Raw genomic sequence first — 24,351 nt, forward strand, 5'->3', positions numbered from 1 at the left:
GGCGTCTTCGATTTCTCCAGTGACAGCATATTCGATCGTTGTGAGGCGGCTGCGCACTGGAAATATTGGTACTTTCTATGGGTGGGTAATCATATAACCCGCTTAAATCGAAAGCGCCCCTATCACCTGAACATTGAGGGATAGGAGCTCCAAAATGAAAGATCATCACCGTCAAATCCGGACCCTGGCCGACGTGCGCCAGGCCATCAAGAACACCGACCACCCCAAAGCACGCCGCGACAGGTGGACTACAGCGCTCAATTCCCTCGAGCATCATTCCGGAGTACCGCTCCATAACATTCCGTTGGATCGCGAGGTCATCCGCAGCGTTTTCGCCACGGTCAATCCGCGGTCCAGGGGAATTGGAGTACGGACGTGGACCAATGTACGAAGCCGCTGCAATACCGTCATCAAAGTAGTTCTAAATGGCTCCTCAGTTGCGCTGACGGAGCGTCTGCCTCTGTCCGCCTCGTGGCAGAAGGTCCGCGGTCATCTCCGGGGTAAGGGCGAGCAGCATCCACTATCGAGCCTGATGACCTGGGCAAGCAGGGAGGGCATTGAGCCGCAGGATGTCGATGAGGACGTGATTAAACGCTTCAATGATGCCCGCGATGACTCCCTTCGACCCAATTCGAGCAGGTATCAACGCAGCCGGTTGAGGATCTGGAACATTGTTCGCGAAAGATCTCCAGAGCTCGGCTTGGCCTGCCTGGCTGTGCCGCTCATCCAGTTACGTCGCAAACGCGTTCCGCCGAGCGCGTTTCGGGATGAGTTCTGGCAAGATACGGCTGCGTATTTGCGCTGGGCTGGCGGGGCCGATCCATTTGACTCCAACGCGCGAAAGCGCGCGCTTTCCGAGCAGACCCTTCGGGCGCAATGGGCACATTTGCATGCTGCTGCGGATGCCCTTGTGAAATCCGGTGTCGACATCTCCTCGATCCGGTCGATCTCAGACCTTCTGACGCCGGAAAGAGTGCGGACCATATGCCGAATCCGTTTCGAGGGATCCGGCTATAAGCACACGGCGCTCAATTTCGAAATGGGGAGGACACTGGTTCAAGTGGGCAATTGGATAGGGCTTGCTGCGCCGCAGCTATCGGAGATCCGCAGCATCACTCGCCGCCAGAAAAGACCCGAGCCTAAGATGACCGAGAAGAATAAGAAGATCGTTGGCCGCTTTGAAGACGATGAGCTCCGCCAGCGTTTGGTCCATCTCCCCGAGCTTCTCCTTGAAGAGGCCCGTCACCAGACGGGATGCAAGCGTTCGCGACTAGCCAAGATACATGCTGCACTGGCGATCGGGTGCCTAACATTGTTTCCCGTCCGATTGATGAACTTGGCAAGCCTTCGGTTTGGCGAGCATATTGACCTCACTTGCGGCTTCGGCACCATTCGGTTTCCACGTGAGCAGGTCAAGAACGAGCAGCCGCTCGAGTTCGACATTCCTCCCCATTATGCAGCCCTCCTGAAGGAGTACCACGACGAACTCGGTCCATTGCTGACTGGCAAGATACGAGAGCGCGTTTTCGTGAATACGGATGGGACACCCAAACGTTCTGGGCCACTCAGCACCCTCATTAAGAGCTACGCAGTTCGGTATCTCGGCGTCTCGATCAATCCACATGCCTTCCGGCATTTGGCTGCAAAGTTCATCCTCGATGACAATCCGGGGGCCCACGTCGTGGTCCAGCACCTGCTGGGACACAAGAACTTGGAGACCACTGCGACCTTCTACGCTGGAACAGACACTAAGCGCGCCGCTCGCCACCACCACATGTTGCTAATGCGGCAGATGGAAGCTCCGGCATCATCCAGTGTCAAAGGTGCAGCATGACCGCTCCAACAATAAACCGGGGGCTCGGGATGGCCGATTGGCCCCCGGACGACCAGCGCCTCTGGGAAAGCCATTTGGCGCGGAACAATGATCCTTTTGAAGGGGCCGAATCGGTCTTGTCGCCTGTCACGATCAGGGGGCGCAGGTACACTTGGGGCATCTTTCTGGCGTTTGTAAGAAGGAGCGATCCGAACCTGCTCAAGCTCCCTCTCCATCTACGTCTAACTAGAGGCGTTATTGAGCATTTCGTTGCCGATTGTCGTCAGAGATGTCGCGACACGACGGTGGTCGTACACTTGGAGCGCCTCTATTTTGTAGCGCGCTCACTCTGCCCAGCGCAAGACTTTCACTGGATCTACCAGATTGCGCGGCGGATTGCTGCGCGCGCCCCACGCATCGTTCATCCCGTAGTTGTCTCGACCCAGCTATATCGTGTCGGGATCGAGGGCTTGAGACAAGCCCAGGCTGGCGAAGTTTGCGAACGCTACCTCGGTCGCGCGAGGGCCTTCAGGGATGCCCTGTTGGTTAGCATATTGGTTATTGCTCCTATGCGACGAGGAAACTTGGCCGCTTTGCGATTGAGCGACCTAACAAAGGTGGGAAAAATATGGCATATCGCTGCTCGGGCTGAGCATGCAAAGACCCGCACGCCTGTAGAATATGAGGTTCCGTCTCACCTTGCGCAGGCTCTTGACGTCTATCTCACTGAAATAAGGCCACAGTTCCCTGACGCTGATATACATGACGGGCTTTGGCCATCGTTGAACGGATGCCCGTTACGAGCAACTTCCATAGCACGACTTATCAAGGACTATACCTTCTCCCAACTTGGAATGAGTGTGTCGCCTCACGGGTTCCGCAGAGCTGCTGCGGCCTTAATCGCGCAGGTGGACCCGGAGAACATCCACAGCGCCAAGGATCTTCTCGGGCATCACGACTTCCGCATCACGGAGCGGCACTACTTGCCCGCCGCGCAAACTCGACGAGCGGGGCGAGAACTCACGCGAGTGCTACGGTTTGAAGAATGGGTGCAGCGTTGAGCGCGCATCCGTCGCAATTCCGGACACGGCTTAGCTCGGCAGGCATGCAGATTTGCCGGCGCAGGCGGCACCGCCGGGACGCGCGCTCTCGAGCCGGACCTGGCCGAATGTTCGCAGCCAATACACATCCATCCGCGATTCCCGAGTTCAGGAGAGGGATATGAGAACAGATCTTGGTGGAAAATTGCGGCGAACTCCTGACCGTTGTTGCCGAACCGCCATCTGCGTTGACTGTTACCTCGTTGGTAGCTGTCGGCTTGGCATCCTTAGTGAACCTCGGGCGACGCACCCGCGGGTTCGCCGCCCGGTTCGGAGGATCCGATGAGGCGCGCGTGTTCGCAGGATAAGCGCATGGATGCACGGATCGCAATCATCGAACTGCGCAGCCTCCTCGTCGCGGATTCCTTCATTGGGCTTGACCGACGAAAACATCTCATTCGTCGCGCCACCTCCCTTGTCGATGAGCCTGTCGAGAGAGTGCTGATCGCGGCGCGCATGAGCGCAATGATAGCAAGCAGGTTCGGGCGAAATCCAGACAACCTCGAACCGTCTCGTCCAACCCTGGCCGCTCTAAGATTACTCGATCTCCTGCAAAACCAGCGGAGGAAAACTTAGTGCGCATACAGCCCAAGAAGGCTGTCTCCGTGGCGAGTTCTTGTTGATTCTTCTTGAATCCGCTCATGCCTACGCAAATCCTTGCCTGAATCAAACATAAGCGGGCTGCGGGTGATCCAACTGCCAAATGAGGTGGACATGCGTCGGCACGAGAACCTGCTCGACATAGGGTGCGGATCTTCGCCCGTTGATGGGGCCGTCGAAGACGGAGGGCGCCTCGATGCGGTCGTAGCGCAACGCCGCGATCAGGGTCAGCGTCTTCCAGTGGCCATGCGGAACGCAAGCCTGCAATCTGTGGCCGCGCGGCGCCAGCCTATCAGGCGGTCGATCAGTGTTTGAGTCAGACCGCCCAGGAACTGGCCATGATCTTTTGACTATCAGTGTTCATGATCTCGGGCGAGCCGAAGCGATGGATCGCCTCGTTCAGCGCATCGACACAGAAGTCCGCTTCCAGCGTGTTCGAGATGCGCCAGGTCAGCACCTTGCGGGTGAACCAGTCCATAATCGCCACCAGATAGAGGAAGCCACGCCGCATCGGCAGGTAGGTGATGTCGGCGCACCAGACCTGATTGGGCCGGTCGACCCGCAACCCGCCCAGCAAATAGGGGTAGGTCTTGTGCCCCTTCGCGGGCCTGCTCGTGTCCGGCTTCTGGAAGATCGGCATCAGCCGCATGAGGCGCATCAGCCGCCGAACGCGCTTGACGTTCACGGCATGGCCCTCGTTCCGCAGGTGCCAGGTCATCTGCTGCACGCCGTAGAAGGGCGTCTCCAGGAACTGCTTGTCGATCAGCTTCATGAGGGCGAGGTTCACCTCTGTCTCACCCTGCGGCTCGTAGTAAAACGATGACCGCGAGATCGACAGCAGGCGGCATTGCGCACCCACCGACAGAAAGGGGTGGCTTCGTTCGATCATCCCGCGTCTCATTTCCCGCCCCAAGGCTTGAGCTTTCGCGACAAAAAATCGTTGGCCACAGCCAACTCCCCGATCTTGGCGTGCAGCGCCCGAACGGTCTCCTCGTCAACCTCAGCGGTCTTCTTGCCGCCCCGCTCGAAGATGTCAGCCGCACCGTCAAGCAGCGCCTTCTTCCACTGGTGGATCATCGTTGGGTGCACGCCATATTCGGCGGCCAGTTCCGACACGGTGGGCTCGCCCTTCACGGCTTCTAGCGCCACGCGAGCCTTGAAGCCCGCGTCATGGTTCCTGCGTTTGCGCATGTTCTGATCTCCTCGTCATTGGAGATCAGCAGACGTCAGATCGTAGCTTCCGTCACCGTCCGATTTCTGGGGCGGTGCTCAGAGCGCTACTTCAATCGCATCAAACACGTCCGCGGCATCGCAAAGAGAGACGACAAGGACCCCGCGGGCTACCTCGCCGCAATCAAACTCATCTCGCCCCGCATCTGGTGCCAAGCGTTCACGACTTAGGCGACTTGGCGCGAGCCCTGAGCTAGGGCCCGCTGCGCGAACACAGGCCCAATGCCAATGAGGATCGTCTGGTCAGCGTCGAACGTCGAAAGCGCCTGCGCCAGGCCTGCCAGATCGGTGCGGCCGAGCCGCTCGGTCGGCCGCGCGAGATCGGCGGCGACGGCGACAGGCGTCGCGGCCGCCATGCCACGAGCAATCATCGTCGCCGCGATTTCATCCGCCATGCGCGCGCCCATGTAGAAGATGGTAGTCGCCGACGGGTCCGCGATCGCCGCCCAGTCGACATCGTCCGGCAGGCCGCCCTTCTTCGAATGCCCAGTCACGAAGCGCACGGACTTCGCCCTGTCGCGATGGGTGAGCGAGATGCCGAGCGCGGACGCCATCGCGAGGCCCGCCGTGATGCCCGGCACCACGTCGAAGCCGATACCCGCAGAGCGCAACACCTCGATCTCCTCGCCAGCCCGGCCGAAGATCATCGGATCGCCCGACTTCAGCCGCACGACGCGCCGCCCGGCCTTTGCCAGCGCGACCATCCTGTCGTTGATTTCGTGCTGGCGGCAGCTCGGCCGGCCCGCCCGCTTGCCGACGAGAATGCGCCGCGCCTCGCGGCGGGCGAGCTCCAGCACATCGTCGGAAACGAGGTCGTCGAAGAGGATGACGTCTGCCGCCTGCAGCGCCCGCATCGCCTTCAAGGTGAGGAGTTCGGCATCGCCCGGCCCCGCGCCGACAAAGGTGACATGCCCCTCCCGGCTCGCGCCATCCTTGCCGATCATCGAGTCGATGTCGGCATCTGCTGTAGGTGCTTCGCCAAAAGCCCGGTCGGCAAACCGTTCCCAGAAGGCACGGCGCGGCGCGCCCATGGCGAGCCTTTCATTCACCTTTTCGCGCCAGTCGCGCGCCCACGCCGTCCACTCCGCGAGTGATGGCGGGAGCAGCGTTTCGATGCGGCGACGGATCGCCTGTCCGATGATCGGGGCCGCGCCCGCCGTCGAAATGCCGATCACGGCGGGCGAGCGGTTGACGATCGCACCGAACTGGAAATCGCAGAAGGCTGGCTTGTCGATGACGTTGCAGGCGGCGCCCGCCACGCGCGCGGCATGCCGAAAGCGCTCGGCATCCGCTGCGCCCTCTGCGTCGGCGACGGCAATCACGGCATCGGCGAGATCGCCTGCCTGCCACTCGCGGTCGTGAAGTGACACGCCCGGTTCGCGTTCGGCAAGGCGGACAAGCTCCTCGCACCGGCCCTCGCGCTGCGCGTAGACGTGGAGATCGGCACCCGCAGCCGCGATCAGTTCCGCTTTCCAGGCGGCCGCCGCCGTGCCGCCGGCGACGACGGCGCGCCGGCCGGCCAGGTCGTAGAAGACGGGTAGGACGCTGAGCGGCCGGATGCGGGCTGGCGCGGCGTCACTCGGCTGCCTGGGCAGGATATGCATCGACGATTCTCCTGATCTCGGAGCGGCACGAGCCGCAATTGGTGCCGGCGCCGAGCGCCTGGCCGATGGCGTCGAGGCTGCGGCAGCCGGATTGCGCGGCGGCGGCAAGCTGGTTAACGCCGACATTGAAGCAGGCGCAGACGACGCGCCCGATCGAGGGTCCCGCCTCCGGCGCGCGGCCGGACAAAAGTGCCCGCCGTTCGCCTGCCGAAAGCCGGTCCGGTGAGGCGAGCAGCGACGTCAGCCACGCCGCATCCGGCAGATGGGCGACGGGCGCGACCATCAACGCCTCCGCCAGCGAGCCTGCTCCGTCAAGCATCGCGGCGCGATAGTTCAGCCCATGCCGATCGCGATATTCGACGAGGCTTTCGGCCATCGCCGGCAGCAAAGCGCGCGCCAGCAGGATGCCTTGGTCAGGCGTCTCCGTACCGGTCAGCGCATAGGACCAGCCGCCCGCGACCGCCTGCCGGCTCCAGTGGACGAAGCCGGTCGGGCGGAGGTCGCGGCGCGTCAGGAGCACGGCCTGCCAGGCGACCGTCTCGCGCGAGATTCGCGCCGGCACGTGCTTCAGTTCAGGCTGGCCGGAATAGGCGTCGGTGACGGGCGAGGAGAGCGCGCCTGCGCCCGACATCGCGGCGAACTGGCCGCTCCAGTGCATCGGCAGGAAGGCGTGGCCGGGGCGCTGCGCATCGCCGAGCCGAACCCGCGCGCGGGCAAAGCCGAAGCGCGTCTCGATTCGCGCCAGGTCGCCGTCGCGCAATCCATGCGCAATCGCGTCGCGCGGATGAAGGTCGATCACCGGCTCGGGCGCATTGGCGGCGAGCCGCGGCACGAGGCCGGTGCGCGTCATCGTGTGCCACTGGTCGCGCATGCGGCCTGTATTGAGGACGAGCGGATGGTCCGCCGTCACCGACAGGACCGGGCCTTCCTGACGGACGGCGACGAAGCGGGCGCGCCCGTCGGGGGTGGCGAAACGGCCATCGGCGAAGAGCCGCTCGGCATCGTTGCCGCCCTTCATGGCGGGCCAGAGGCGTGGTTCGAAGGCGTCGTAGTCGGCGTCCGCAATCTCCTCGAGGTCGCCGATGTGGAATTCGCGCCCGCCCGCGTTCTCGAAGGCGGAGAGCGCCGCATGCTCGCGCAGGATCGCGGCCGGACCGTCATAGGCGAAGGCGTCGCCGAAACCCATGCGCTGCGCGACGCCGCAGACGATGCGCCAGTCGGCCCGCGCCTCGCCGGGGAGGGCCAAGAAGGCGCGCTGGCGCGACATGCGGCGCTCCGAATTCGTGACCATGCCTTCCTTCTCGCCCCAGCCGGCGGCCGGAAGCAGGACCTCGGCATAACGGGTGGTGTCGGTGCGGGTGACGTCGGAGACGACCACGAAGTCGCACGCCTTCAGCGCCGCGCGCACCCGGTTCGCATCGGGCATCGACGCCGCAGGATTGGTGCCCATGATCCAGAGCGCCTTGACCTTGCCTTCGCCGATGGCGCGGAAAAGATCGACCGCCTTCAGCCCCGGCCTGCGGGCAGTGTCCGGCGCGTTCCAGAACCGCGCGACGCGGTCGATGTCAGCCGGCACATCGAAGTTCATGTGGGCCGCGAGCTGGTTCGCGAGCCCGCCGACCTCGCGCCCGCCCATTGCGTTCGGCTGTCCCGTCACCGAGAACGGCCCCGCCCCCGGCCGTCCGATCCGCCCCGTCGCCAGATGGCAATTGAGGATGGCATTGACCTTGTCGGTGCCGTGCGCGGACTGGTTGACGCCCTGGCTGTAAACCGTGACCGTGCGCGGTGTCGCCGCGAAGGCGTCGACGAACGCCTGCACGTCGGCCGTCCGCAGGCCGCAGCCGCGCGCGACATCTTCCAATGAAGGCGCATCCGCGCTCGCCAGCGACAGCGCTTCGGCAAATCCGTTCGTATGCGCCGCAACATAGTCCTGAGCGACCGCGCCCATCCGCGCCAAATGCGCGAGCAGCCCGTTGAAGAGCAGGACGTCCGTGCCCGGATTGAGCGCCAGGTGCAGGTCGCATTCCTCCGCCGTCGCGGTGCGACGCGGATCGATAACGACAATCTTCGTTCCTCTCGCCTGCCGCGTGGCCAGCATCCGCTGGTAGAGCACCGGATGGCACCAGGCCGTGTTCGACCCGACGAGGATGATCAGGTCGGCCTCCTCAAAATCGGCATAGATGCCCGGCACCACATCCTCGCCGAACGCGCGGCGATGTCCGGCGACCGACGACGCCATGCAGAGCCGCGAATTCGTGTCGATGTTGCCCGAGCCGATAAAGCCTTTCATCAGCTTGTTGACGACGTAGTAGTCCTCGGTCAGCAACTGGCCCGACACGTAGAAGGCGAAGGCGTCCGGCCCATATTCCGTGACCGTCTTGGCAAAGCGCGCGGCGACGACGTCCAGTGCTTCGTCCCACCCGGCAGCCCTGCCGCCGATCTCAGGCTGAAGCAGCCTTCCGTCGAGCCCCATCGTCTCCCCGAGCGCCGCGCCCTTGGAGCAGAGCCGGCCGAGATTGGCCGGATGGTTCGGGTCGCCGCGGACGGTGACCTCGCCATCCGCGGCGACCTTCGCCAGCACGCCGCAACCCACCCCGCAATAGGGGCAGGTCGTCCTCACCTCGGCCACCGGGCGATCCTGCATCGCGCTCACTCCGCCGCAAGGATCGCGGGTTCGAGGCCGAGCCGGATGCGGCCTTCCTCGACGCTGACGGGGATCGTTCTGACCGCGCCCTCGTCCACCCCCAGCGCCTTGCCGGTCTCGAGCGAGATGACCCAGTTGTGGAGCGGGCAGGTCACCGCCGCGCCATGGACGATGCCCTCGCTCAGATGCCCGCCGCGGTGCGGACAGTGATCCTCGATGGCAAAGATGCGGTCGTCGGCGGTGCGGAAGACGCCGATCCGTCCCTGCGGCGTCGCCACGCAGCGCGCGCCGCGTTGGGGAATGTCGGCGATCGTGCCGATGTCGAACCAGTGCTCCGCGCTCATTCCGCTGCCTCCTTGAAGGCGAGCGCCGTCATCGGGCGGAACTCGTGCTTGTCCTTGCCCGAGACACGCTCGGACCAGGGGTCGACCTGCGCGAATTTCTGGCTGAAGACGAAACGGTCGAAATAGGCGCGGCGGCGCTCACGGTCGTCGAGCACCTGACGGCGCACCTCGTCGGTGCCGATACGCTTTGCCCATTTGTAGATGCGCTCCAGATAGCGCGCCTGCTCGCGATACATCTGGACGATCGCGACGATCACCTCCAGCGCCTCGTCCTCGGTCGGGACGAGGCCGAGAACCTCCGTGCCCTTGATGTCGAGGCCTGCAGCGCCGGCAAAGTGGATCTCGTAGCCCGAGTCGACGCAGATCACGCCGACATCCTTGCAGGTCGCCTCCGCACAGTTTCGCGGGCAGCCGGAGACGGCCATCTTCACCTTGGCCGGCGTCCACGAGCCCCACATGAATTTCTCGATGCGGATGCCGAAACCGGTCGAATCCTGCGTGCCGAAGCGGCACCAGTCCGTGCCGACGCAGGTCTTCACGGTGCGCAGGCCCTTGGCGTAGGCGTGGCCGGAGACGAACCCCGCCTGGCCGAGGTCGGACCAGACGGCGGGCAAATCCTCCTTGCGGATTCCCAGCATGTCGATGCGTTGGCCGCCCGTCACCTTCACGGTCGGAATCGCGAACTTGTCGACGACGTCGGCGATTGCACGCAGTTCGGCCGCGCTCGTCACGCCGCCCCACATGCGCGGCACGACCGAATAGGTGCCATCCTTCTGGATGTTGGCGTGGACGCGCTCGTTGACGAAACGCGACTGGTAGTCGTCGGAATATTCGTCGGGCCAGTCGCAGACTAGGTAATAGTTCAGCGCCGGTCGGCATTTCGCGCAGCCGCAGGACGTCTTCCACTCCAGTTCCTGCATCACCGACGGAATCGTCTTCAGTTCCTTCGCCTTGATAAGCCGGCGCACATCGTCATGGCCAAGATCGGTGCAGCCGCACATGGGCTGGACGGCCGCCGGGTTGTAGGCGGTGCCGAGCGTCAACGTCATCAGCTTCTCGACGAGCCCGGTGCAGGTGCCGCAGGACGCCGACGCCTTGGTGTGCGCGCGCACCTCGTCGAGGCTCGTCAGGCCCCTCGCGGTGATCGTGCCGGTGATCTTGCCCTTGCAGACGCCGTTGCAGCCGCAGATCTCGGCGTCATCCGCCAAGGCCGCAACGGCCGCCAGAGGGTCCGCCGGAGCGCCTCCCTGGAACATCTGGCCGAAGATCAGCGTGTCGCGCATCTGCGAGATGTCGGTCGCCTTCTTCTTCAGGTCGTTGAACCAGGCGCCGTCGCCCGTCTCGCCGAAGAGGACCGTCCCGATGATGCGGTTGTCCTTGAGGACGACGCGCTTGTAGATGCCGGCCGAGGCGTCGCGCAGGATGATTTCGTCGCGGTCGTCGCCATCGGCGAAATCGCCCAGCGAATAAAGGTCGATGCCGGTGACCTTGAGCTTGGTCGGCGTGTCTGTATGAACGAAGCGCTTGTCCTCGCCGCCGGTCAATGCCGCCGCCGCGACCCGTGCCATCTCGTAGAGCGGGGCGACGAGGCCGTAGACATTGCCGGCAACCTCCGCGCATTCGCCTACGGCAAGAATGTCGGGGTCCGAAGTCACCATCCGGTCGTCGGTGAGGATGCCGCGATTGACGGAAAGGCCCGCTTCCTTGGCCAAAGCCGTGTTCGGGCGGATGCCGACCGCCATGACGACCAGCTTCGCGGGAATGATCGTCCCGTCTGCGAGCTCGACGCCCTCGACACTGCCGTCGCCGACGATCGCCCTGGTGTTGGCCTTGGTGATCACGTTGATTCCGCGCGCCTCGACGGCCTTTTGCAGCAAGTACCCGGCCGCCGGATCGAGCTGGCGCTCCATCAGCGTCGGCATGACATGGAGCACCGTGACGTCCATGCCGCGCTCCTTCAGGCCCGCCGCGGCTTCCAGGCCCAAAAGGCCACCGCCGATCACCACCGCCTTTTGCCGCGACTGGGCGGCCAGAAGCATGGCGTTGACGTCGTCGAGATCGCGATAGGTGATGACGCCCGGAAGATCGGCGCCGGGAACGGGAATGATGAAGGGCACCGAGCCGGTCGCGATCACCAGCCGGTCGTAGGGCTCGGTCACGCCCTGGTCCGACGTCACCGTCTTCGCGTCGCGGTCGATGGCGACGATGCGATGACCCTTGTAGAGCGTGATGCCGTTGGCGACGTACCAGCCGTCGCCGTGGATCACGATCTCCTCATAGGCCTTCTCGCCCGACAGGACCGGCGACAGCATGATGCGATCGTAGTTCACGCGCGGCTCGGCGTTGAAGATGGTGATCGCATAGCGGCCGGGCGCGGCTTCGATCAGATGCTCCAGCATGCGCCCGGGGGCCATGCCGTTGCCGATGATGACGAGTCTTTGCGACATGGGTTTGCTCCTCGCGGTCATTCGGCGGCGGGCGCCAAGGCGGGCGCGCGCTCGATGTTGCGGATGGCCAGGTGCATCCAGGCAAGGCTCGCGGCGACGATGAGGAAGAGCAGCATGAAGCAGCTCGTCCACTGGCCGGTCACGTCGCGCAGCACGCCGAAGGCGAAGGGCAGGACGAAGCCTCCCAGTCCGCCGATCATGCCGACGAGGCCGCCGACCGCGCCGACATTCTGCGGATAATAGACGGGGATGTGCTTGTAGACGGCCGCCTTGCCGAGGCTCATGACGAAGCCGAGGATGAAGACGAGCACGATGAACACCGCCGGCCCGATCGCAAAGGCCATGGCGCCCTCGCCCGCGACGAGGCCGAGCGAATAGTCGGGTAGACCGAGAAGCGCCGTCACCGCCGCCGCGACGAGGAACATCGTATACATGACCGCGCGCGCGCCGTAGCGATCCGACAGGACGCCGCCATAGGCGCGGAAGATCGAGGCCGGGATCGAATAGGCTGCGCCGACGATCCCCGCCGTGGCGATGTCGAAGCCGTAGACGCCGATCAGGTAGCGCGGCAGCCAGAGCGCCAGCGCAACGAAGGCGCCGAAGGCGAAGAAGTAGTAGAGCGAGAAGCGCCAGACGCGCAGATCCCTCAGCGGCGCGAATTCGGCGGCGAAGCTGCGGACCTGCCCCGCGCCGGTCCGCCGGCGCCCGCGGATTACCGGGTCGTCCTCGGTCGCCAGCCAGAAGACGACCGTCATGACGACGAGCGCCGCCGCCCAGATCAGCGCAACCGACTGCCAGCCCCAGGCGATCATGACGAAAGGCGCGACGAACTTCGTCACCGCAGCGCCGACATTGCCGACGCCGAAGATGCCGAGCGCCGTGCCCTGCCGCGCCGTTGCGTAGAAGCGCGAGACGTAGGCGACGCCCACCGCGAACGAGCCGCCCGCGAGCCCCACGCCGAGCGCCGCGACAAGCATCCCGCCATAAGTGGTGGCGAAGGCGAGCAGGAAGGTGGCCACCGCCGCCGCGAGCATGGTCAGCGTATAGACGAGGCGCCCGCCGTAGCGGTCGGTCCAGATGCCGAGCAGCATGCGCACCAGCGAGCCGGTGAGGATCGGCATGCCGATCAGGAGGCCGAATTCGGTCTCCGTCAGCCCGAGCTCGTCCTTGATGCGGATGCCGATGATGGAAAAGATCGTCCACACCGCAAAGCAGACGGTGAAGGCGATCGTCGACAGCGACAGCGCCTGGGTGGCGCCGGGATGAGAGTGATCCGGTTTCAGTGCTTGTGTCATTTCTGGCTCCTTGGCCGGCGTGGGAAGCGCCGCACGGGTGGCTGAAAACGAAAAAAGCTGCCGCCAGGCCGCTGCCCCGCGCCAGTCGCGCGAAGAAGGAGCCTGAACGGCAGCTTTGCCTGGAAGCGCCCGCCATTGGACGCCGATCTCGTGACCCTTACGGGTCTACGACATGAGACGCACGGACCGTGCCAGTTTTCGCAAATTGGCGAAAATCACGTAGATTCATGAGCTTAAGTGGATTCGGCCGAAACCGACCTTGAACCGGGCTTGGCGCATCTGCGCGCATTGCAGCACAAATCCGCCCATAGATTGCGCAAGTGCAACATGATGATGCCGAAGTAGGCAGTCAGAACGAGGCGAGATATTCGTCCAGGCGATCAGGATCGAAAATCCGGCCGTCGAAGAAGCCGTCCGGCCCGAGGACGAGGCTCGCCCCGGCCGAGCCGACCGGCGTCGCCGCCGTCAGCGCGCCTTCCACCTTGGCATTCGCGCCGGGCAGCGCCACGCCGAGCGGCTTCAGCGCCGCGCGGTAGAGGTCGGGCCGGTAGGTCTCGCGCGTGACCGAGGCGTTCTGCGCGCTCGCTGCCACCTGCCCCCAGCGCACCATCTGACTGTAGAACCAGAGCGCGTGGCTCTTCCAGGGAAAGGTCGCGGCCTTGGCCTGCGGCACGAAGAAATCGGGAACCACGACGGTCTCGCCCGCCCCCGCCGCAATGCGGCCCGTCAGCGCCGGCAACAGCCATTCGGCCGGTGCGCCGACATGGTCGGGCGCGGCCAGCATCGCCGCCAGTTCCTCGCGGTTACCCGCCTCGCCGCACCAGGCGGCGGCGCGATAGAGCGCGCGCAGGAGCGCGGCCAGCGTGTCGGGATCGGCATCCGCCCACTCGGCGGCGACCCCGAGCACCTTTTCCGGGCTCGAATGCCAGATCGCCGCCTTCGTCGTGACGATCCGTCCGACGCCCTTGGCGACCGCCGCTGTGTTCCACGGCTCGCCGACGCAATAGCCGTCGATGCGGCCCGCCGCCAGCGCGTCCGACATCAGCGGCGGCGGCACCACGACGATCTCGACGTCGGCATCGGGCGCGATACCACAGGCGACCAGCCAATAGCGCAGTTCGTAATTGTGCCCCGAATGGGGATGGACGACCGCAAAGCGCGGGCGCCTGCCGTCGCTGATCGCCGCGCGCAGCGCCCTGCCGGTCGCGGCCGGGTCGAAATCGCCCGTCGCCCCATGGGCGCGCATCGTATCCCAGAGCGGCAGCGAGACCGTCACCGCATTGCCGCCGAGGCCTAGCGCCATCGGAACGATGGTGCGGGCGGCGAGCGGCGCGAGTCCGAGATTGTGCGCGATCGGCATCGGCGCCAGCATGTGCGCGACGTCGAAATGGCCGACTGCCAGCCGGTCGCGAATACTCGCCCAGGAGTTCTCGCGCACCAGTGCAAGGTCGATGCCCTCGTCTGCGGCAAAGCCCTTCTGCCGCGCAGCGACGAGGATCGCGCTGTCGAGAAGCGGCAGGAAGCCGGCCGTAACGCGTGCGTTCATGTCCCGTCTCCCGGCCCAAGCAGGCCTGCTGCGGTGATCAGGCTTTGCGCGATCTCGGCGATCTTGCGGTTCTGGTTCATTGCCGTCCTGCGCAGGAGCGCATAAGCGGCCTCTTCCGAAAGCCCGCGCGATTTCATCAGGATGCCCTTGGCCTTTTCGATCAGCTTGCGGCTTTCGAGTTCCGTGCGCGCCTCATCGAGTTCGCGCGCCATGCGCGAGAAGGCGTTGAAGCGGCTGATCGCCATGTCGAGGATCGGCTTCACACGCTCCTTGCGCAGCCCGTCGACGACGTATGCCGAGACGCCCGCCGCCACCGCAGCCTCGATCGACGCGCTGTCGGAGCGGTCGACGAACATCGCGATCGGCCGCTTCACGGCGCGGGTCAACTGGAACATCGATTCCAGCATGTCGCGGTTAGGATTTTCGAGATCGATGACGATGACGTCGGGCTGCTCATCCGCGATCCGGCGAGCGATGCCCGCAACGTCATGGATGATTGTCACGTGAGCATGACCAGCCTCGCGCAGTCCTTCTTCGATGATCGCCGCACGGATGCGGTTCTTGTCGATCACCAGGATACGGAGGGCGCTATTCATAGCTACGTGTTTGCGCATTCCGTTTCGCGCTGCAACATCAAATCGTCATTGCGAAATTTCTGTCGACTCATCCATAGATCCACTCAAGCCGGCAAGCCGAGTTCTCTGGTCCGGTTCTCTTGATATGACGGAGGCGGATCGGCCGGCCGGCGGCGTCCGGGACAGCGTGCGGCTACACAATGCAGGTGATCGCTCGGCCCGTCACAGCATGGAGCTGATGTCCGAGGCGCCGGTGGGATAGGCGAACATCGTGGATTTCAGCTGCTCAGCCGTCAGTCGATGTCGGATCGCGAGCGCGAATATGTTGATGACTTCGTCGACATGCGGGCCGACCAGGTGCGCGCCCAGGATGCGATCGGTCTCCTCGTCCACCAGAACCTTGAACCCGTACACCTTCTCCGCTGCTTGGCGCGCGGTGAACCAGCCTTCCGCTCGCTCGCTCTTCACGCGGAATCTCAAACCCTTCTCCCGGGCGTCCGCCTCGCTGAGGCCGACGGCGGCGATCGGAGGGACTGTGAAGGCAACGCTGGGAACGCCTCTATAGTCGGGCGTGAGCGTGTTGCCATCAAGCAGATTGGCGGCCACCGCCTTTGCATCGTGGCTCGAAACCGGCGTTAGCGGCGGCCCCATCTCGGCAGCATCGCCGGCGGCGTAGACTGACGGGTTCGAAACACTCTGCAGGTATTCGTTCAGGACCAGCCGACCATTCTCGTATGTCACGCCGGCGGCGTCGAGGTTAAGTCCGTCCAGAGCCGGCGCGCGGCCCGCCGCGTGAACCACGAGGTCCGTTTCGACTGTCATCTCTCCAGCGGGACCGTTCGCCCTGACGAGGTATCCCCCGTCCGACGTCTCCACCGACGTCACCTCCACGTCGGTATGCACGTCAATCCCCACCTCGGCGAACTTGTCCATCAGCCAGCCAACCAGATCGTGGTCGAAGTGCTTCAACATGCGCTCGCCGTGCTGAAGGATCGTGACCTTCGATCCCGCGCGGGCCGCAATGTGGGAGAATTCCGCTGCGATGTAGCCCCCGCCGACGAGCACGATGTTCTTCGGCAAACACTCGAGATCGAGGAACGCCTCGTTGTCGATAAGGTGCTTTTCGCCTGGAATCCCGAGCGGCACCGGCTCCGCGCCTGCCGCAATTAGGATGTGGCCGGCTTCGATGGTCACCCCACCGATGTCCAGTGTGTTCGGTCCAGTGAAGCGGGCACGTCCATGAAACGTGTCGACTCCCTTGTCTGCGAAGATCTTCTCGCGCTTTTCGGGTACCGGATCCGTGAAGCTGCGTTTGAAGTCGAGAGGACCGGCCCACTCCAGGCGGATGTCGCCGCCGACGCCGCGCCCCGCCATGCGCCACGCATGATCGGCTGTATCGGCCCCGCCTATCATCATCTTCTTCGGGTCACATCCCCTGAGTGCGCAGGTGCCGCCGAAGGGACGGAAGTCGACGACCGCGACGCTCCAGCCAGCAGACCTTAACCGCGTCGCAGAAACCATCGCCGCCGTGCCCGTTCCAATGATCGCCAGATCGTATTTCTTGCTCATGACCGACTCCTGAAATCCAGAAACTGCTGTTGGCGGGTTCGCTCATCCCGCACAACAGGACAGTTGCGCCACGTCCATGTCGAAGGTCTGCGCGGCAAGCTTCAGGCCCTCGACGGTGGTGAGATAGGGGAAGATTGTTTCGCCGAGCGCCTTCGTCGTCATGCCGAATTTCAATGCCAGGACGAGCGTCTGCACACTGTCGGCTCCCTCCGGCGCCATGATCACGCCACCGAGGAGGCGGTCGGTCTGCGCATCCGCGACCAGCTTGATCAGACCGCGCGTGTCGCGTGCGGCGAGCGCGCGAGGCAGGTTGTCGAGCGTCAGTACGCTGGTCTTGACGTCGTATCCCCCATTCCGCGCTTGCGCCTCGGTCAGCCCGACCCCGGCGACCTGCGGATCCGTAAACACCACCCACGGCATCGCCGCATTGTCGCAGCGCTCGGAACCGCCCAGGACGGCATTACGCGCCGCGAGCTTGCCGCCGTAGGCGGCCATGTAGACGAACTGGTCGCGGTCCGCGACATCGCCTGCCGCATAGATGCCGGTCTGCGTTGTCTGCATGTCATCGCCGACCCGGATAGCACCGCGTGCATCGGTCTCGATGCCCATCTCGGCGAGGCCCAGCCCCCCGATGTTGGGCGCACGGCCCGTCGTCAGGACGAGGCGGTCGGCCGTCAGGTTTCGTTCGGCGCCGTCCACCGTCACCGTCAGGACCGCACGATCACCGTCGCGCCGCGCGGCGTGATAGGTAGCGCCATCGAGGATCGTGAGGCCTTCGGCGTGCAACGTCTCCGTGAGCGCCTCGGATATCTCCGGCTCTGCCCGCGGCAGCAGGCGCGAGCGGCAGACGATGGTAACGCGCGTGCAGATCCGCGCCATCATCTGCGCAAGTTCCACACCAATATAGCCGCCGCCGAGGAAGATCAAGCTCTCGGGCAACCGCTCTAGCTCCAGTAGCGAAGTGCTGTCGAGCGTTGGGACGTCCGGAATGTCGGGGATATCGGGGACGGCGGGTCGTCCGCCGGTGGCGACGATCACCTTGGGAATCGTGATCTTGCGCCCGCCGACCTCGACCCCGCCGGGGACGAGCCGCGCGGGACCCTCGTCGATATAGGTCACGCCCTCGTAGCCCGGCAGCAGGTCGGCGTACTTCTTCTGGCGCAGCGTCGAGACAAGATCGTCCTTGGCCGCGACGAGCGCCGCCCAGCTGGCCAGCTCGGCCGATCCTCGAAGTCCGGGAAAGCGATGCGCCGCCTGCGCGCCATGCACCGCTTCGGCAGCGCGGATCATCGTCTTGGAGGGAACGCAGCCCACGTTCACGCAGGTGCCGCCGATGGTGCCATGTCCGATGAGAGCGACGCGCTTGCCACCCTCGGCGGCGGTGATCGCGGCCGAGAACCCGGCCGATCCGGCGCCGATCACGGCAAGGTCGAAATCGCCCTTCGGCGCGCACATCAGGTCATCCATCCGTTCGAGTGTTCAGCCACCGCTGCCGCCGCCAGACCGCATACACGGTCAGTGCGACGAAGAAGGCGAGCGCGGGCAGCAGCACATAGTCGAGCCAACCAAGCCAAGCCGACAGGCCCAATGCGCCGAGAAGCACGACCAGGATCGGGGTGAAGCAGCAGAGCGCCGCGATGACGCTGCCGACGATTCCTGTCGCGATCAGCTTGCGGTCGGTCTGCTCGGTTATCCCTTCAGCCTGCGACACGCGCAGGGTAACCTCCATTGGCCGAGGCAGTCGCTATGGCGTCGGCGCTGGTTGCGACGGTATCGAAAACGACCGTGGCGGTACGGGCCTCGAAGTCGATTTCTACGTCGCGCACGCCCTCGACGCCCTCCATCGCGCGCTTCACAGTGACCGGACACAACGCACAGGTCATGTTGTCGACAGCGAAGGTGACAGTCTGCTCCGCGGCGACAGACTGCGCGACGGCGGGAATGGCGGTCATTGGGGCGACGGCGGTCAGGCCAAACAGCGCAAGGGCAAGGATCTTCTTCATGTGGTTGTCCTTTCAGGGTCAGTAAAGAAGCGGCGCCCACCAGTCGATGGTGAGCGCGGCGGCAACGAGGATGAAGGAGGCCCAGAGCGCGGTCTTGGTAATGCGCGCCAATGCTGGCCTTGCGCAGTATGAACCGGGCTCGCAAAAAGTCGGCTTGCGGATATACACCTGCCGGAATCCCGCTCCGATGAAGCCGAGCGCGATCACAGCGAAGATCGGCTTGTAAGGCTCCAGCGCCGTCAGGTTGCCGATCCAGGCGCCTGAGATGCCGAGGGTGAGCAGAGCCAGCGGCCCGACGCAGCAGGCCGAGGCGAGAAAGGCGCCGAGCACCCCGCCCGCCACGAGCCAGCCCTTTCGGCCTGCGCGATCAGCGCCGCCTTGTCCGTTCTGTCGTCTGTCAGCGCCATGTCGCGCACCTCTCGTCCGTGATTGACGAGAGGTATAGGGTCTGTAGTAACTACAGGCTCAAGAGGAAATTGCTCATGATCGATCACGAGCGCGAGAGCGGCTTCACACGCGGAGATCTGGCCCGGGCGACCGGCTGCAACATCGAGACGATCCGCTATTACGAGAAAACCGGCCTTTTGCCCGATCCGCCACGGACTGACGCCGGCTACCGGATCTATTCCGTCGCGCACGCTACGCGTCTGCGCTTCATCCTGCGTGCCCGCGAACTCGGGTTCTCGATGGAGGATATTCGCGGGCTGATGGGGCTCGAAGACGGCGCCGCGCCGACATGCGCCGAGGTCAAGGAGCGGACGAAGCGCCACCTTGCCGATATCCGCACGAGGATTGCGGATCTTCGGCGTATTGAGGTCGTTTTAGCAGAGACTTCAGCCAAATGTTCAGGCAGAAAATTGCCGCACTGTGCGGTGCTCGATGCGCTCGCCGGATAATGAGATGAACAAGAACCGCTTTATGGCGACGAGACTACATACACCCGACCCAATCCCGCGTTGCGGTGTAGCCACTCAGCGTCGGCGAGCCTTCCAACACAAGGTCGGTTCCCCGGTTGCCCGCGCCTGGAACTCACAGCTGAAGTCGATGATGGGCGGGCAGGAACAGAATGGATCACGGACCGACGATGGCGCCGTAGCGCAGCCCAGCTCTCACCCAGGTGCGAGCTGCTATCCGGGTCACGAGGGCGACGATCACCGCCGCCCCTTATTCTGGTCTCAAACGATCGGAAGTCGTCGATTGTGCCCGAGAACGGGGATAACTCACATGTCTGACATTTCGCCTGCCGGCCCCGGCCACGGGCCCATCAACTGCTCGAAGGTAACCTCGCCCATTTCGCCAGGCATATCTCCGTGACTCTGATTGTCAGCGTGGTAGGCAACGACCATCATGCCGTAGGTGTTTTCAGCAGGCACGCTGAATGTCGTCATGGGATGGCCCTGCGCATCAGCGGTGAATTCATTCGCTGGCGTCCCACCGGCTGGCCCCATGTCCATTCCAATTGTTTTCGGGGTAACCCACCATATTGTATAAAGGCCCTCGGGTACCAGACCGGTCGCTTCGACCTCTATCGATGCTTCGTCATTGTCTGTCGATACAACGCGCGCTTCTCCGCTCGCCTGCATCCATTGCTCGGCAGCTATGCCTACGGGCAGACCGCTCTTGTCGGCCGCCATGAGGTCGACTCGTTTCATCTCGACCGTCGCGTCCTGCGCGAAAGAAACCGCCGGAAAGGCTACAAAGCTACCGACAACGCCGAGCGCCAGCGCAGCAGCGGTAAGATATGGAATTGAGTGGCGCATTTTGATCCCTCCTGTTCAGAAACGGCGTCAGGGCCGTCAATCCGAGTTCGCTCTGGGTTTTAACTCGTTACTCGCATCTCGTTCACGGTAGCGTGAGTTGCCGACATCCGAGGAGCATTCGGGTCGGTGGCCCTTCATACGGACCGCGTGCGTTCAGCCGAGAACAATTGATCGCAACGGCAAGCCTGGCAAAGACGTCCCTGTAGACAGCGACCCGAAGTCACTCTCAGGCTTGTAGGCTGCAGATCGCCGATCCAGGCCGGAGCGATCGGATGCATCATCTGTCAGGATGCATCATTTCTCGAAATGCAACGCGCCGATCCTGCAACGAGGCGCGCGTGTCATTGGACGTTGAGGAGTTACAACGTCATTATTCCGTGTGGATGGGCGATCCCGAGCGAAATGCGTGAAAGGCGAACGCGAAGGTGACATCGTACGGGATATCTATCCTCTGCCCATCTGTTTCACGCTGCACGACAACATTGCCGACATCGCGTCCGCCGGCAACGGTTGCGGCGTCGAGTGCGGAGCTTTGACCTGTTATCCACGTCAGAACGATATCGCCTTTTCGCATGGTGCCCGTGTCGCGCAGGAGCGACAATGCAAAGGCTTCATGGCGGCCGGGCGTGATCTCGACGGCGACGACACGCGCCATCGGCTCGATCCCCTCGGGCATACTCCCGGCGTAAAGGAAGGGCGTCGAGCTCTCACGATCGTAACCAAGATAGGGATTGGCACCGTAGTTCCGATAGTCCGGATCGCTAGGCACAAGAACCCGACCGTCCGGAAAGCGCTCTGCGAAGCGTCCGAATGATTCCAGTCGCGATGGCACCAGCGCCAATCGTGTGCCGACCATCTCGCCGACAATTGCTTCTCCGGTAAACTGCTGCCACCAGCTTTCGCTCTGGCGATCATACATAACCAAGTCGGAATGACGCAGCTTGCCTGTCGTTCCGAAATCAAGCGTCTCTGCCTCCGTGCGACGATCGAAGACAAGTGCGGCGTTGCACAACGGACAATAGGTGGCGGCAACCGGCACGTCGCCGACCTCATCGTTGACGATCTCATGCCAGATCATGATGCGAAGCGGATAAGGGCCGTAGCGTTCAGGAATATCGGCCCAGGGAGAGCCCGTGCGAAAGCGCCACAAGATGCCGTTGATCACGCGGCGATCGTCAACGCGGCGAACACCACGGCTCTTGTTGGGCAACAAGGGTTCGATGATTGACCACTCAAAATCGGTCAGGTCAAAACGGCGACGCATTCCAAGGCTCCTTCGCAATTCGAAGCCTTGAATCAAATCAAGCCACCAATGTCACCCGTTTATGAGTTTACGGCCTAATGCTCAGATACTGGATCAATGTGCGCAATTCATCGATGACGGCAGGGTCGGCCTTATGAATAATGCAACCATGCGAGCACTTCGCGGTTTTGCTCTCGGACGGAAATCGTGGCTCTTCGCCGGCTCCGAACGTGGGGCCGCGCGGGCGGCGGCCATGACGGCGGAGCACAACCACGTCGATCCGTTCGCATAGCTGGCCGATCTGCTCGCCCGCATTGCCGACACCGCGCAAAGCCGGTTGGCCGAACTTCTACCGTGGAATTGGACGACGCAATCTGCAATATTGGACGCATGAGCCACGCTGATCGCATCGCCCGTATCAAGATCCAACTGGATGATTGGCAGCCCGCTATCTGGCGACGCGTCGAGGTTCCGCTAACGACAACGCTCAAGGCCTTGCACGACGTCATCCAGGCAGCCATGCCTTTCGACGACTATCACCTCTTCGACTTCCGGGCCGACGGAAAGCGTTATGCCATCCCCGATCCCGAATGGGACAGCATGCGCGATAGAACCTATTCCGCGAAGACCATGCGGCTTGGCACGCTTAGCGATCGGGGCGTCTTGAAGCTGGCCTACACTTACGACTTTGGTGACGATTGGCGTCACACACTCACGATCGAAGCATTCGTCGCCGCCGATCCAGCTATCGAATATCCCCGCTACATCGAAGGCGCTGGCCGTGCTCCTCCCGAGGACATTGGCGGCATTCCCGGCTTCGAACTGTTCCTCGACGCGATCGCCGACCCAACGCACGAGCAGCACGACGAACTCAAAGGCTGGCACGGTCGCCCGTTCGATCCAGGACATGTCGCCGAAGATGAGATCCTCAGTCGGATCGAAAAGCTCGCCAAACGTCGCGCTTTTGGGAAGGCAGGCTTTGAAAAGAGCCGCAGCCGATCAAACTGAACATTGCTATTGCGATGCGGCCTTCACCGAAGGCTTATTGGGGCTTGAGCGTGCAAATTGACAAAAAGAGCCTTCAGTCCTTGAAAGTCTTGCCTGCTCATCGTCTGGCTATCTTCTTTATGCGGCTGCACCAAATCCTCTCCTTCTTGACGTTGTTGCGGTCCATTATTGCAAGTTACTCCGAGATCCCTCATGCCACGCATAGGAACAAGCCCAATTAACACGGCACGATCCGCTCGATGGTTGCTCCCGGCTTGGGGTCACTTCCCGAGTGTGAGAATGTCTTCAGCTATCTGGAGCAGACTGCCACTCTCGACATCGGGTTGTAGCATTGTCGTGGGGAAGCGATGTCCTCGGTTCACATAGCCAGCAAGCAGTCCGGCAGCTTTCGCGCCGTGCACATCCCAAGGATGACACGCTACCAGCATCATCTCCTCCGGTCGTAGGCCGGCAATTTCCACCGCATGTCGGTAGACCTCCGCTCGTGGCTTGGACCAACGAACTTCGTCGACCGAGATCACGCGATCGACGAAGTTGCTGAGAGAACATCTTTGAAGAAGGCTGCTGGTGACGGCAGCGGCACCGTTGCTCAGGGCGAAGATCCGGACACCTGCCTCAGAAAGCCGCTCGAAAGCTGATCGCGCGTCTTCATGTGCCGTCAGCTCAGCCATCCCCTTCAGAACTTCGGCGCGTTTTTCAGCCGATCCGGCAAGACCAGATTGTTCGAGCATATCTGCCAGGACCGCGTCCAATACGTCTTTGAACGGCTGAAATCTGTCGCTTGCGGCGAGCCCAAACGCATCACGCAGGCTTGAGGCAAACCAAAGCTCGAGGCTGTTGCCGGGTAATCCCAGCCCCATCAGCCGCTCCCGCATAGGCTCTAATGACACCGTCGTCTCGATGATGTCGAACGCCACCGCCTTGATCATTCTTTCGGTCATTTCGATCCCTCGATCTTCTTACCATGCGGCTCATAGCGCCGCATTCTCTCGATTGTCGCTGCTATGTCGTCGGCCAATTCGACCACAGCTCGCTGCGCGCCGACGCGCTGCGCATAGACGCGCAAGCCGATGATCGACGCCTGGGCCTGCCTTGCCAATCGCCGAGGGTCCGCGCGAGGGGGCAATTCGCCCCGCTGAACCGCCTGTTCGAACAAGGCCGCCATGTCCAATTCGGTGTCATGGAGCGCACTTGCCGCGGCAGCATGCAACGCCCCTTCTTTCTTGGTGGACTCCAGTACAGTCTTAGCAAGCATGCAGGCTTTTGACGGCATGTCGTCCTGAAGATCAGAACCCAACGATCGAACGTAATCCGCAAGCGCTTGAAGCGGAGAAGCCGATGTCGCGATCGTGGCCCTCAACCGTTGCCGCATCGCCTGTGCGTAGAGATGCAAGGCTTCCATGAACAATTGCTCTTTGCTGCCGAACGCGGCGTAGATGCTCCCCGGACGCATATCCAGCGCACCTTCCAGATCCCGGATCGACGTGGCGTGAAAACCACGTTCCCAGAATAGATTGAGCGCAGACGCCAAGGCAGCGGGTCGATCATAGGCGGCGTGACGGGCCATCGC

General features: G+C 63.2%; 22 protein-coding genes and 4 pseudogenes. 6 read left to right on the forward strand and 20 right to left on the reverse strand.

Annotation, left to right across the window (positions count from 1 at the left end; genetic code table 11):
- Positions 1–154 precede the first annotated feature (154 nt).
- Together PZ895_RS10570 and PZ895_RS10575 are read left to right on the forward strand one after the other, a co-directional pair.
- The gene (locus PZ895_RS10570) at positions 155–1,834 is read left to right on the forward strand and encodes a site-specific integrase (RefSeq protein ID WP_275838982.1); all 1,680 of its coding nucleotides are present in this window, start codon (positions 155–157) and stop codon (positions 1,832–1,834) included.
- Between the two features lie 1,391 nt (positions 1,835–3,225).
- Complete coding sequence (locus PZ895_RS10575; protein ID WP_275838983.1) at positions 3,226–3,489, forward strand: hypothetical protein; 264 nt, start codon at positions 3,226–3,228, stop codon at positions 3,487–3,489.
- A gap of 141 nt (positions 3,490–3,630) precedes the next feature.
- On the opposite strand, the pseudogene PZ895_RS10580 reads toward PZ895_RS10575, so the two are convergent.
- The 3 genes and pseudogenes from PZ895_RS10580 to PZ895_RS10590 all read right to left on the reverse strand — a co-directional run.
- Positions 3,631–3,798, reverse strand: a pseudogene (locus tag PZ895_RS10580) (IS630 family transposase); the annotation flags it as partial.
- 31 nt (positions 3,799–3,829) lie between these two features.
- The gene (locus tag PZ895_RS10585) at positions 3,830–4,402 is read right to left on the reverse strand and encodes a DDE-type integrase/transposase/recombinase (protein WP_275838984.1); all 573 of its coding nucleotides are present in this window, start codon (positions 4,400–4,402) and stop codon (positions 3,830–3,832) included.
- A gap of 8 nt (positions 4,403–4,410) precedes the next feature.
- Positions 4,411–4,704 (reverse strand): transposase, encoded by a 294-nt coding sequence (locus tag PZ895_RS10590; RefSeq protein WP_275838985.1) that lies wholly within the window; start codon positions 4,702–4,704, stop codon positions 4,411–4,413.
- Between the two features lie 81 nt (positions 4,705–4,785).
- On the opposite strand from PZ895_RS10590, the pseudogene PZ895_RS10595 reads away from it, so the two are divergent.
- Positions 4,786–4,914 (forward strand): annotated as a pseudogene (locus PZ895_RS10595) (IS5/IS1182 family transposase); the annotation flags it as partial.
- Here PZ895_RS10595 and cysG read toward each other — a convergent pair.
- From cysG to PZ895_RS10655, 12 genes are all read right to left on the reverse strand, one after another.
- On the reverse strand, positions 4,911–6,347 hold the full coding sequence (gene cysG, locus PZ895_RS10600; protein ID WP_275838986.1) for a siroheme synthase CysG: 1,437 nt from the start codon (positions 6,345–6,347) through the stop codon (positions 4,911–4,913). The pseudogene PZ895_RS10595 and the gene cysG sit on opposite strands and share 4 nt — an antisense overlap.
- Positions 6,319–8,991: a nitrate reductase gene (locus PZ895_RS10605; RefSeq protein WP_275838987.1), complete on the reverse strand. Its 2,673-nt coding sequence runs from the start codon at positions 8,989–8,991 to the stop codon at positions 6,319–6,321. The genes cysG and PZ895_RS10605 overlap by 29 nt, the downstream gene beginning before the upstream one ends.
- A 5-nt stretch (positions 8,992–8,996) precedes the next feature.
- Positions 8,997–9,335, reverse strand: coding sequence for a nitrite reductase small subunit NirD (gene nirD, locus PZ895_RS10610; RefSeq protein ID WP_275838988.1), 339 nt, complete (start codon positions 9,333–9,335; stop codon positions 8,997–8,999).
- Positions 9,332–11,782 carry a nitrite reductase large subunit NirB gene (nirB, locus tag PZ895_RS10615; RefSeq protein ID WP_275838989.1) on the reverse strand — a complete coding sequence of 817 codons (2,451 nt, stop codon included), beginning with the start codon at positions 11,780–11,782 and terminating at the stop codon, positions 9,332–9,334. The genes nirD and nirB overlap by 4 nt, the downstream gene beginning before the upstream one ends.
- A 17-nt stretch (positions 11,783–11,799) precedes the next feature.
- Positions 11,800–13,077 (reverse strand): nitrate/nitrite transporter, encoded by a 1,278-nt coding sequence (locus PZ895_RS10620; protein WP_275838990.1) that lies wholly within the window; start codon positions 13,075–13,077, stop codon positions 11,800–11,802.
- 349 nt (positions 13,078–13,426) lie between these two features.
- Complete coding sequence (locus PZ895_RS10625; RefSeq protein WP_275838991.1) at positions 13,427–14,623, reverse strand: CmpA/NrtA family ABC transporter substrate-binding protein; 1,197 nt, start codon at positions 14,621–14,623, stop codon at positions 13,427–13,429.
- Positions 14,620–15,219 (reverse strand): ANTAR domain-containing response regulator, encoded by a 600-nt coding sequence (locus PZ895_RS10630; RefSeq protein ID WP_275838992.1) that lies wholly within the window; start codon positions 15,217–15,219, stop codon positions 14,620–14,622. The genes PZ895_RS10625 and PZ895_RS10630 overlap by 4 nt, the downstream gene beginning before the upstream one ends.
- A gap of 201 nt (positions 15,220–15,420) precedes the next feature.
- Complete coding sequence (locus PZ895_RS10635) at positions 15,421–16,767, reverse strand: NAD(P)/FAD-dependent oxidoreductase (protein ID WP_275838993.1); 1,347 nt, start codon at positions 16,765–16,767, stop codon at positions 15,421–15,423.
- A gap of 42 nt (positions 16,768–16,809) precedes the next feature.
- Positions 16,810–18,222 carry a mercury(II) reductase gene (merA, locus tag PZ895_RS10640; RefSeq protein WP_275838994.1) on the reverse strand — a complete coding sequence of 471 codons (1,413 nt, stop codon included), beginning with the start codon at positions 18,220–18,222 and terminating at the stop codon, positions 16,810–16,812.
- Between the two features lie 4 nt (positions 18,223–18,226).
- Entirely contained in the window at positions 18,227–18,478 is a 252-nt protein-coding gene (merF, locus tag PZ895_RS10645; protein WP_275838995.1) for a mercury resistance system transport protein MerF, read from the reverse strand.
- Entirely contained in the window at positions 18,465–18,770 is a 306-nt protein-coding gene (locus PZ895_RS10650; protein WP_275838996.1) for a cation transporter, read from the reverse strand. Before PZ895_RS10650 ends, merF begins: the two co-directional genes overlap by 14 nt.
- Positions 18,771–18,788: 18 nt before the next feature.
- Positions 18,789–19,112, reverse strand: a complete 324-nt coding sequence (locus PZ895_RS10655; protein ID WP_275838997.1) for a mercuric transporter MerT family protein — start codon at positions 19,110–19,112, stop codon at positions 18,789–18,791.
- 140 nt (positions 19,113–19,252) lie between these two features.
- Here PZ895_RS10655 and PZ895_RS10660 point away from each other — a divergent pair, with 140 nt between their 5' ends.
- On the forward strand, positions 19,253–19,666 hold the full coding sequence (locus tag PZ895_RS10660) for a helix-turn-helix domain-containing protein (protein ID WP_275838998.1): 414 nt from the start codon (positions 19,253–19,255) through the stop codon (positions 19,664–19,666).
- Between the two features lie 324 nt (positions 19,667–19,990).
- Here the strand turns inward: PZ895_RS10660 and PZ895_RS10665 are convergent, their stop codons facing one another.
- The 3 genes and pseudogenes from PZ895_RS10665 to PZ895_RS10675 form a co-directional block, all read right to left on the reverse strand.
- Complete coding sequence (locus PZ895_RS10665) at positions 19,991–20,530, reverse strand: hypothetical protein (protein WP_275838999.1); 540 nt, start codon at positions 20,528–20,530, stop codon at positions 19,991–19,993.
- 370 nt (positions 20,531–20,900) lie between these two features.
- On the reverse strand, positions 20,901–21,644 hold the full coding sequence (locus PZ895_RS10670; protein ID WP_275839032.1) for a DUF3179 domain-containing protein: 744 nt from the start codon (positions 21,642–21,644) through the stop codon (positions 20,901–20,903).
- Positions 21,624–21,794, reverse strand: a pseudogene (locus PZ895_RS10675) (transposase); the annotation flags it as partial. The gene PZ895_RS10670 and the pseudogene PZ895_RS10675, both read right to left, overlap by 21 nt.
- A gap of 103 nt (positions 21,795–21,897) precedes the next feature.
- Between PZ895_RS10675 and PZ895_RS10680 the strand changes: the two are divergent.
- Positions 21,898–22,167: pseudogene (locus PZ895_RS10680) on the forward strand (transposase domain-containing protein); the annotation flags it as partial.
- Entirely contained in the window at positions 22,128–22,781 is a 654-nt protein-coding gene (locus PZ895_RS10685; RefSeq protein WP_275839000.1) for a plasmid pRiA4b ORF-3 family protein, read from the forward strand. The pseudogene PZ895_RS10680 and the gene PZ895_RS10685, both read left to right, overlap by 40 nt.
- A 260-nt stretch (positions 22,782–23,041) precedes the next feature.
- On the opposite strand, the gene PZ895_RS10690 is transcribed toward PZ895_RS10685, so the two are convergent.
- Positions 23,042–23,722 (reverse strand): haloacid dehalogenase type II, encoded by a 681-nt coding sequence (locus tag PZ895_RS10690; RefSeq protein ID WP_275839001.1) that lies wholly within the window; start codon positions 23,720–23,722, stop codon positions 23,042–23,044.
- A complete protein-coding gene (locus PZ895_RS10695; protein ID WP_275839002.1) occupies positions 23,719–24,348 on the reverse strand; it encodes a TetR/AcrR family transcriptional regulator in 630 nt (209 codons plus the stop codon). Before PZ895_RS10695 ends, PZ895_RS10690 begins: the two co-directional genes overlap by 4 nt.
- Between the last annotated feature and the right edge of the window lie 3 nt (positions 24,349–24,351).

Origin of the sequence: Mesorhizobium sp. YIM 152430, from assembly GCF_029210365.1 — a bacterium.
Classification (GTDB): domain Bacteria; phylum Pseudomonadota; class Alphaproteobacteria; order Rhizobiales; family Rhizobiaceae; genus Aliihoeflea.

What these genes read in the sequence shown, in the direction of transcription:
- nirB (WP_275838989.1), bottom strand. Translation starts at nt 11,782, where the DNA reads ATGTCGCAAAGACTCGTCATCATCGGCAACGGCATGGCCCCCGGGCGC.
- PZ895_RS10585 (WP_275838984.1), bottom strand. Translation starts at nt 4,402, where the DNA reads ATGATCGAACGAAGCCACCCCTTTCTGTCGGTGGGTGCGCAATGCCGC.
- PZ895_RS10695 (WP_275839002.1), bottom strand. Translation starts at nt 24,348, where the DNA reads ATGGCCCGTCACGCCGCCTATGATCGACCCGCTGCCTTGGCGTCTGCG.
- PZ895_RS10575 (WP_275838983.1), top strand. Translation starts at nt 3,226, where the DNA reads ATGGATGCACGGATCGCAATCATCGAACTGCGCAGCCTCCTCGTCGCG.
- merA (WP_275838994.1), bottom strand. Translation starts at nt 18,222, where the DNA reads ATGTGCGCGCCGAAGGGCGATTTCGACCTTGCCGTGATCGGCGCCGGA.
- PZ895_RS10630 (WP_275838992.1), bottom strand. Translation starts at nt 15,219, where the DNA reads ATGAATAGCGCCCTCCGTATCCTGGTGATCGACAAGAACCGCATCCGT.
- nirD (WP_275838988.1), bottom strand. Translation starts at nt 9,335, where the DNA reads ATGAGCGCGGAGCACTGGTTCGACATCGGCACGATCGCCGACATTCCC.
- PZ895_RS10590 (WP_275838985.1), bottom strand. Translation starts at nt 4,704, where the DNA reads ATGCGCAAACGCAGGAACCATGACGCGGGCTTCAAGGCTCGCGTGGCG.
- PZ895_RS10665 (WP_275838999.1), bottom strand. Translation starts at nt 20,530, where the DNA reads ATGCGCCACTCAATTCCATATCTTACCGCTGCTGCGCTGGCGCTCGGC.
- PZ895_RS10660 (WP_275838998.1), top strand. Translation starts at nt 19,253, where the DNA reads ATGATCGATCACGAGCGCGAGAGCGGCTTCACACGCGGAGATCTGGCC.
- cysG (WP_275838986.1), bottom strand. Translation starts at nt 6,347, where the DNA reads ATGCATATCCTGCCCAGGCAGCCGAGTGACGCCGCGCCAGCCCGCATC.
- PZ895_RS10635 (WP_275838993.1), bottom strand. Translation starts at nt 16,767, where the DNA reads ATGAGCAAGAAATACGATCTGGCGATCATTGGAACGGGCACGGCGGCG.
- PZ895_RS10570 (WP_275838982.1), top strand. Translation starts at nt 155, where the DNA reads ATGAAAGATCATCACCGTCAAATCCGGACCCTGGCCGACGTGCGCCAG.
- PZ895_RS10625 (WP_275838991.1), bottom strand. Translation starts at nt 14,623, where the DNA reads ATGAACGCACGCGTTACGGCCGGCTTCCTGCCGCTTCTCGACAGCGCG.
- PZ895_RS10605 (WP_275838987.1), bottom strand. Translation starts at nt 8,991, where the DNA reads ATGCAGGATCGCCCGGTGGCCGAGGTGAGGACGACCTGCCCCTATTGC.
- PZ895_RS10690 (WP_275839001.1), bottom strand. Translation starts at nt 23,722, where the DNA reads ATGACCGAAAGAATGATCAAGGCGGTGGCGTTCGACATCATCGAGACG.
- PZ895_RS10620 (WP_275838990.1), bottom strand. Translation starts at nt 13,077, where the DNA reads ATGACACAAGCACTGAAACCGGATCACTCTCATCCCGGCGCCACCCAG.
- PZ895_RS10650 (WP_275838996.1), bottom strand. Translation starts at nt 18,770, where the DNA reads ATGAAGAAGATCCTTGCCCTTGCGCTGTTTGGCCTGACCGCCGTCGCC.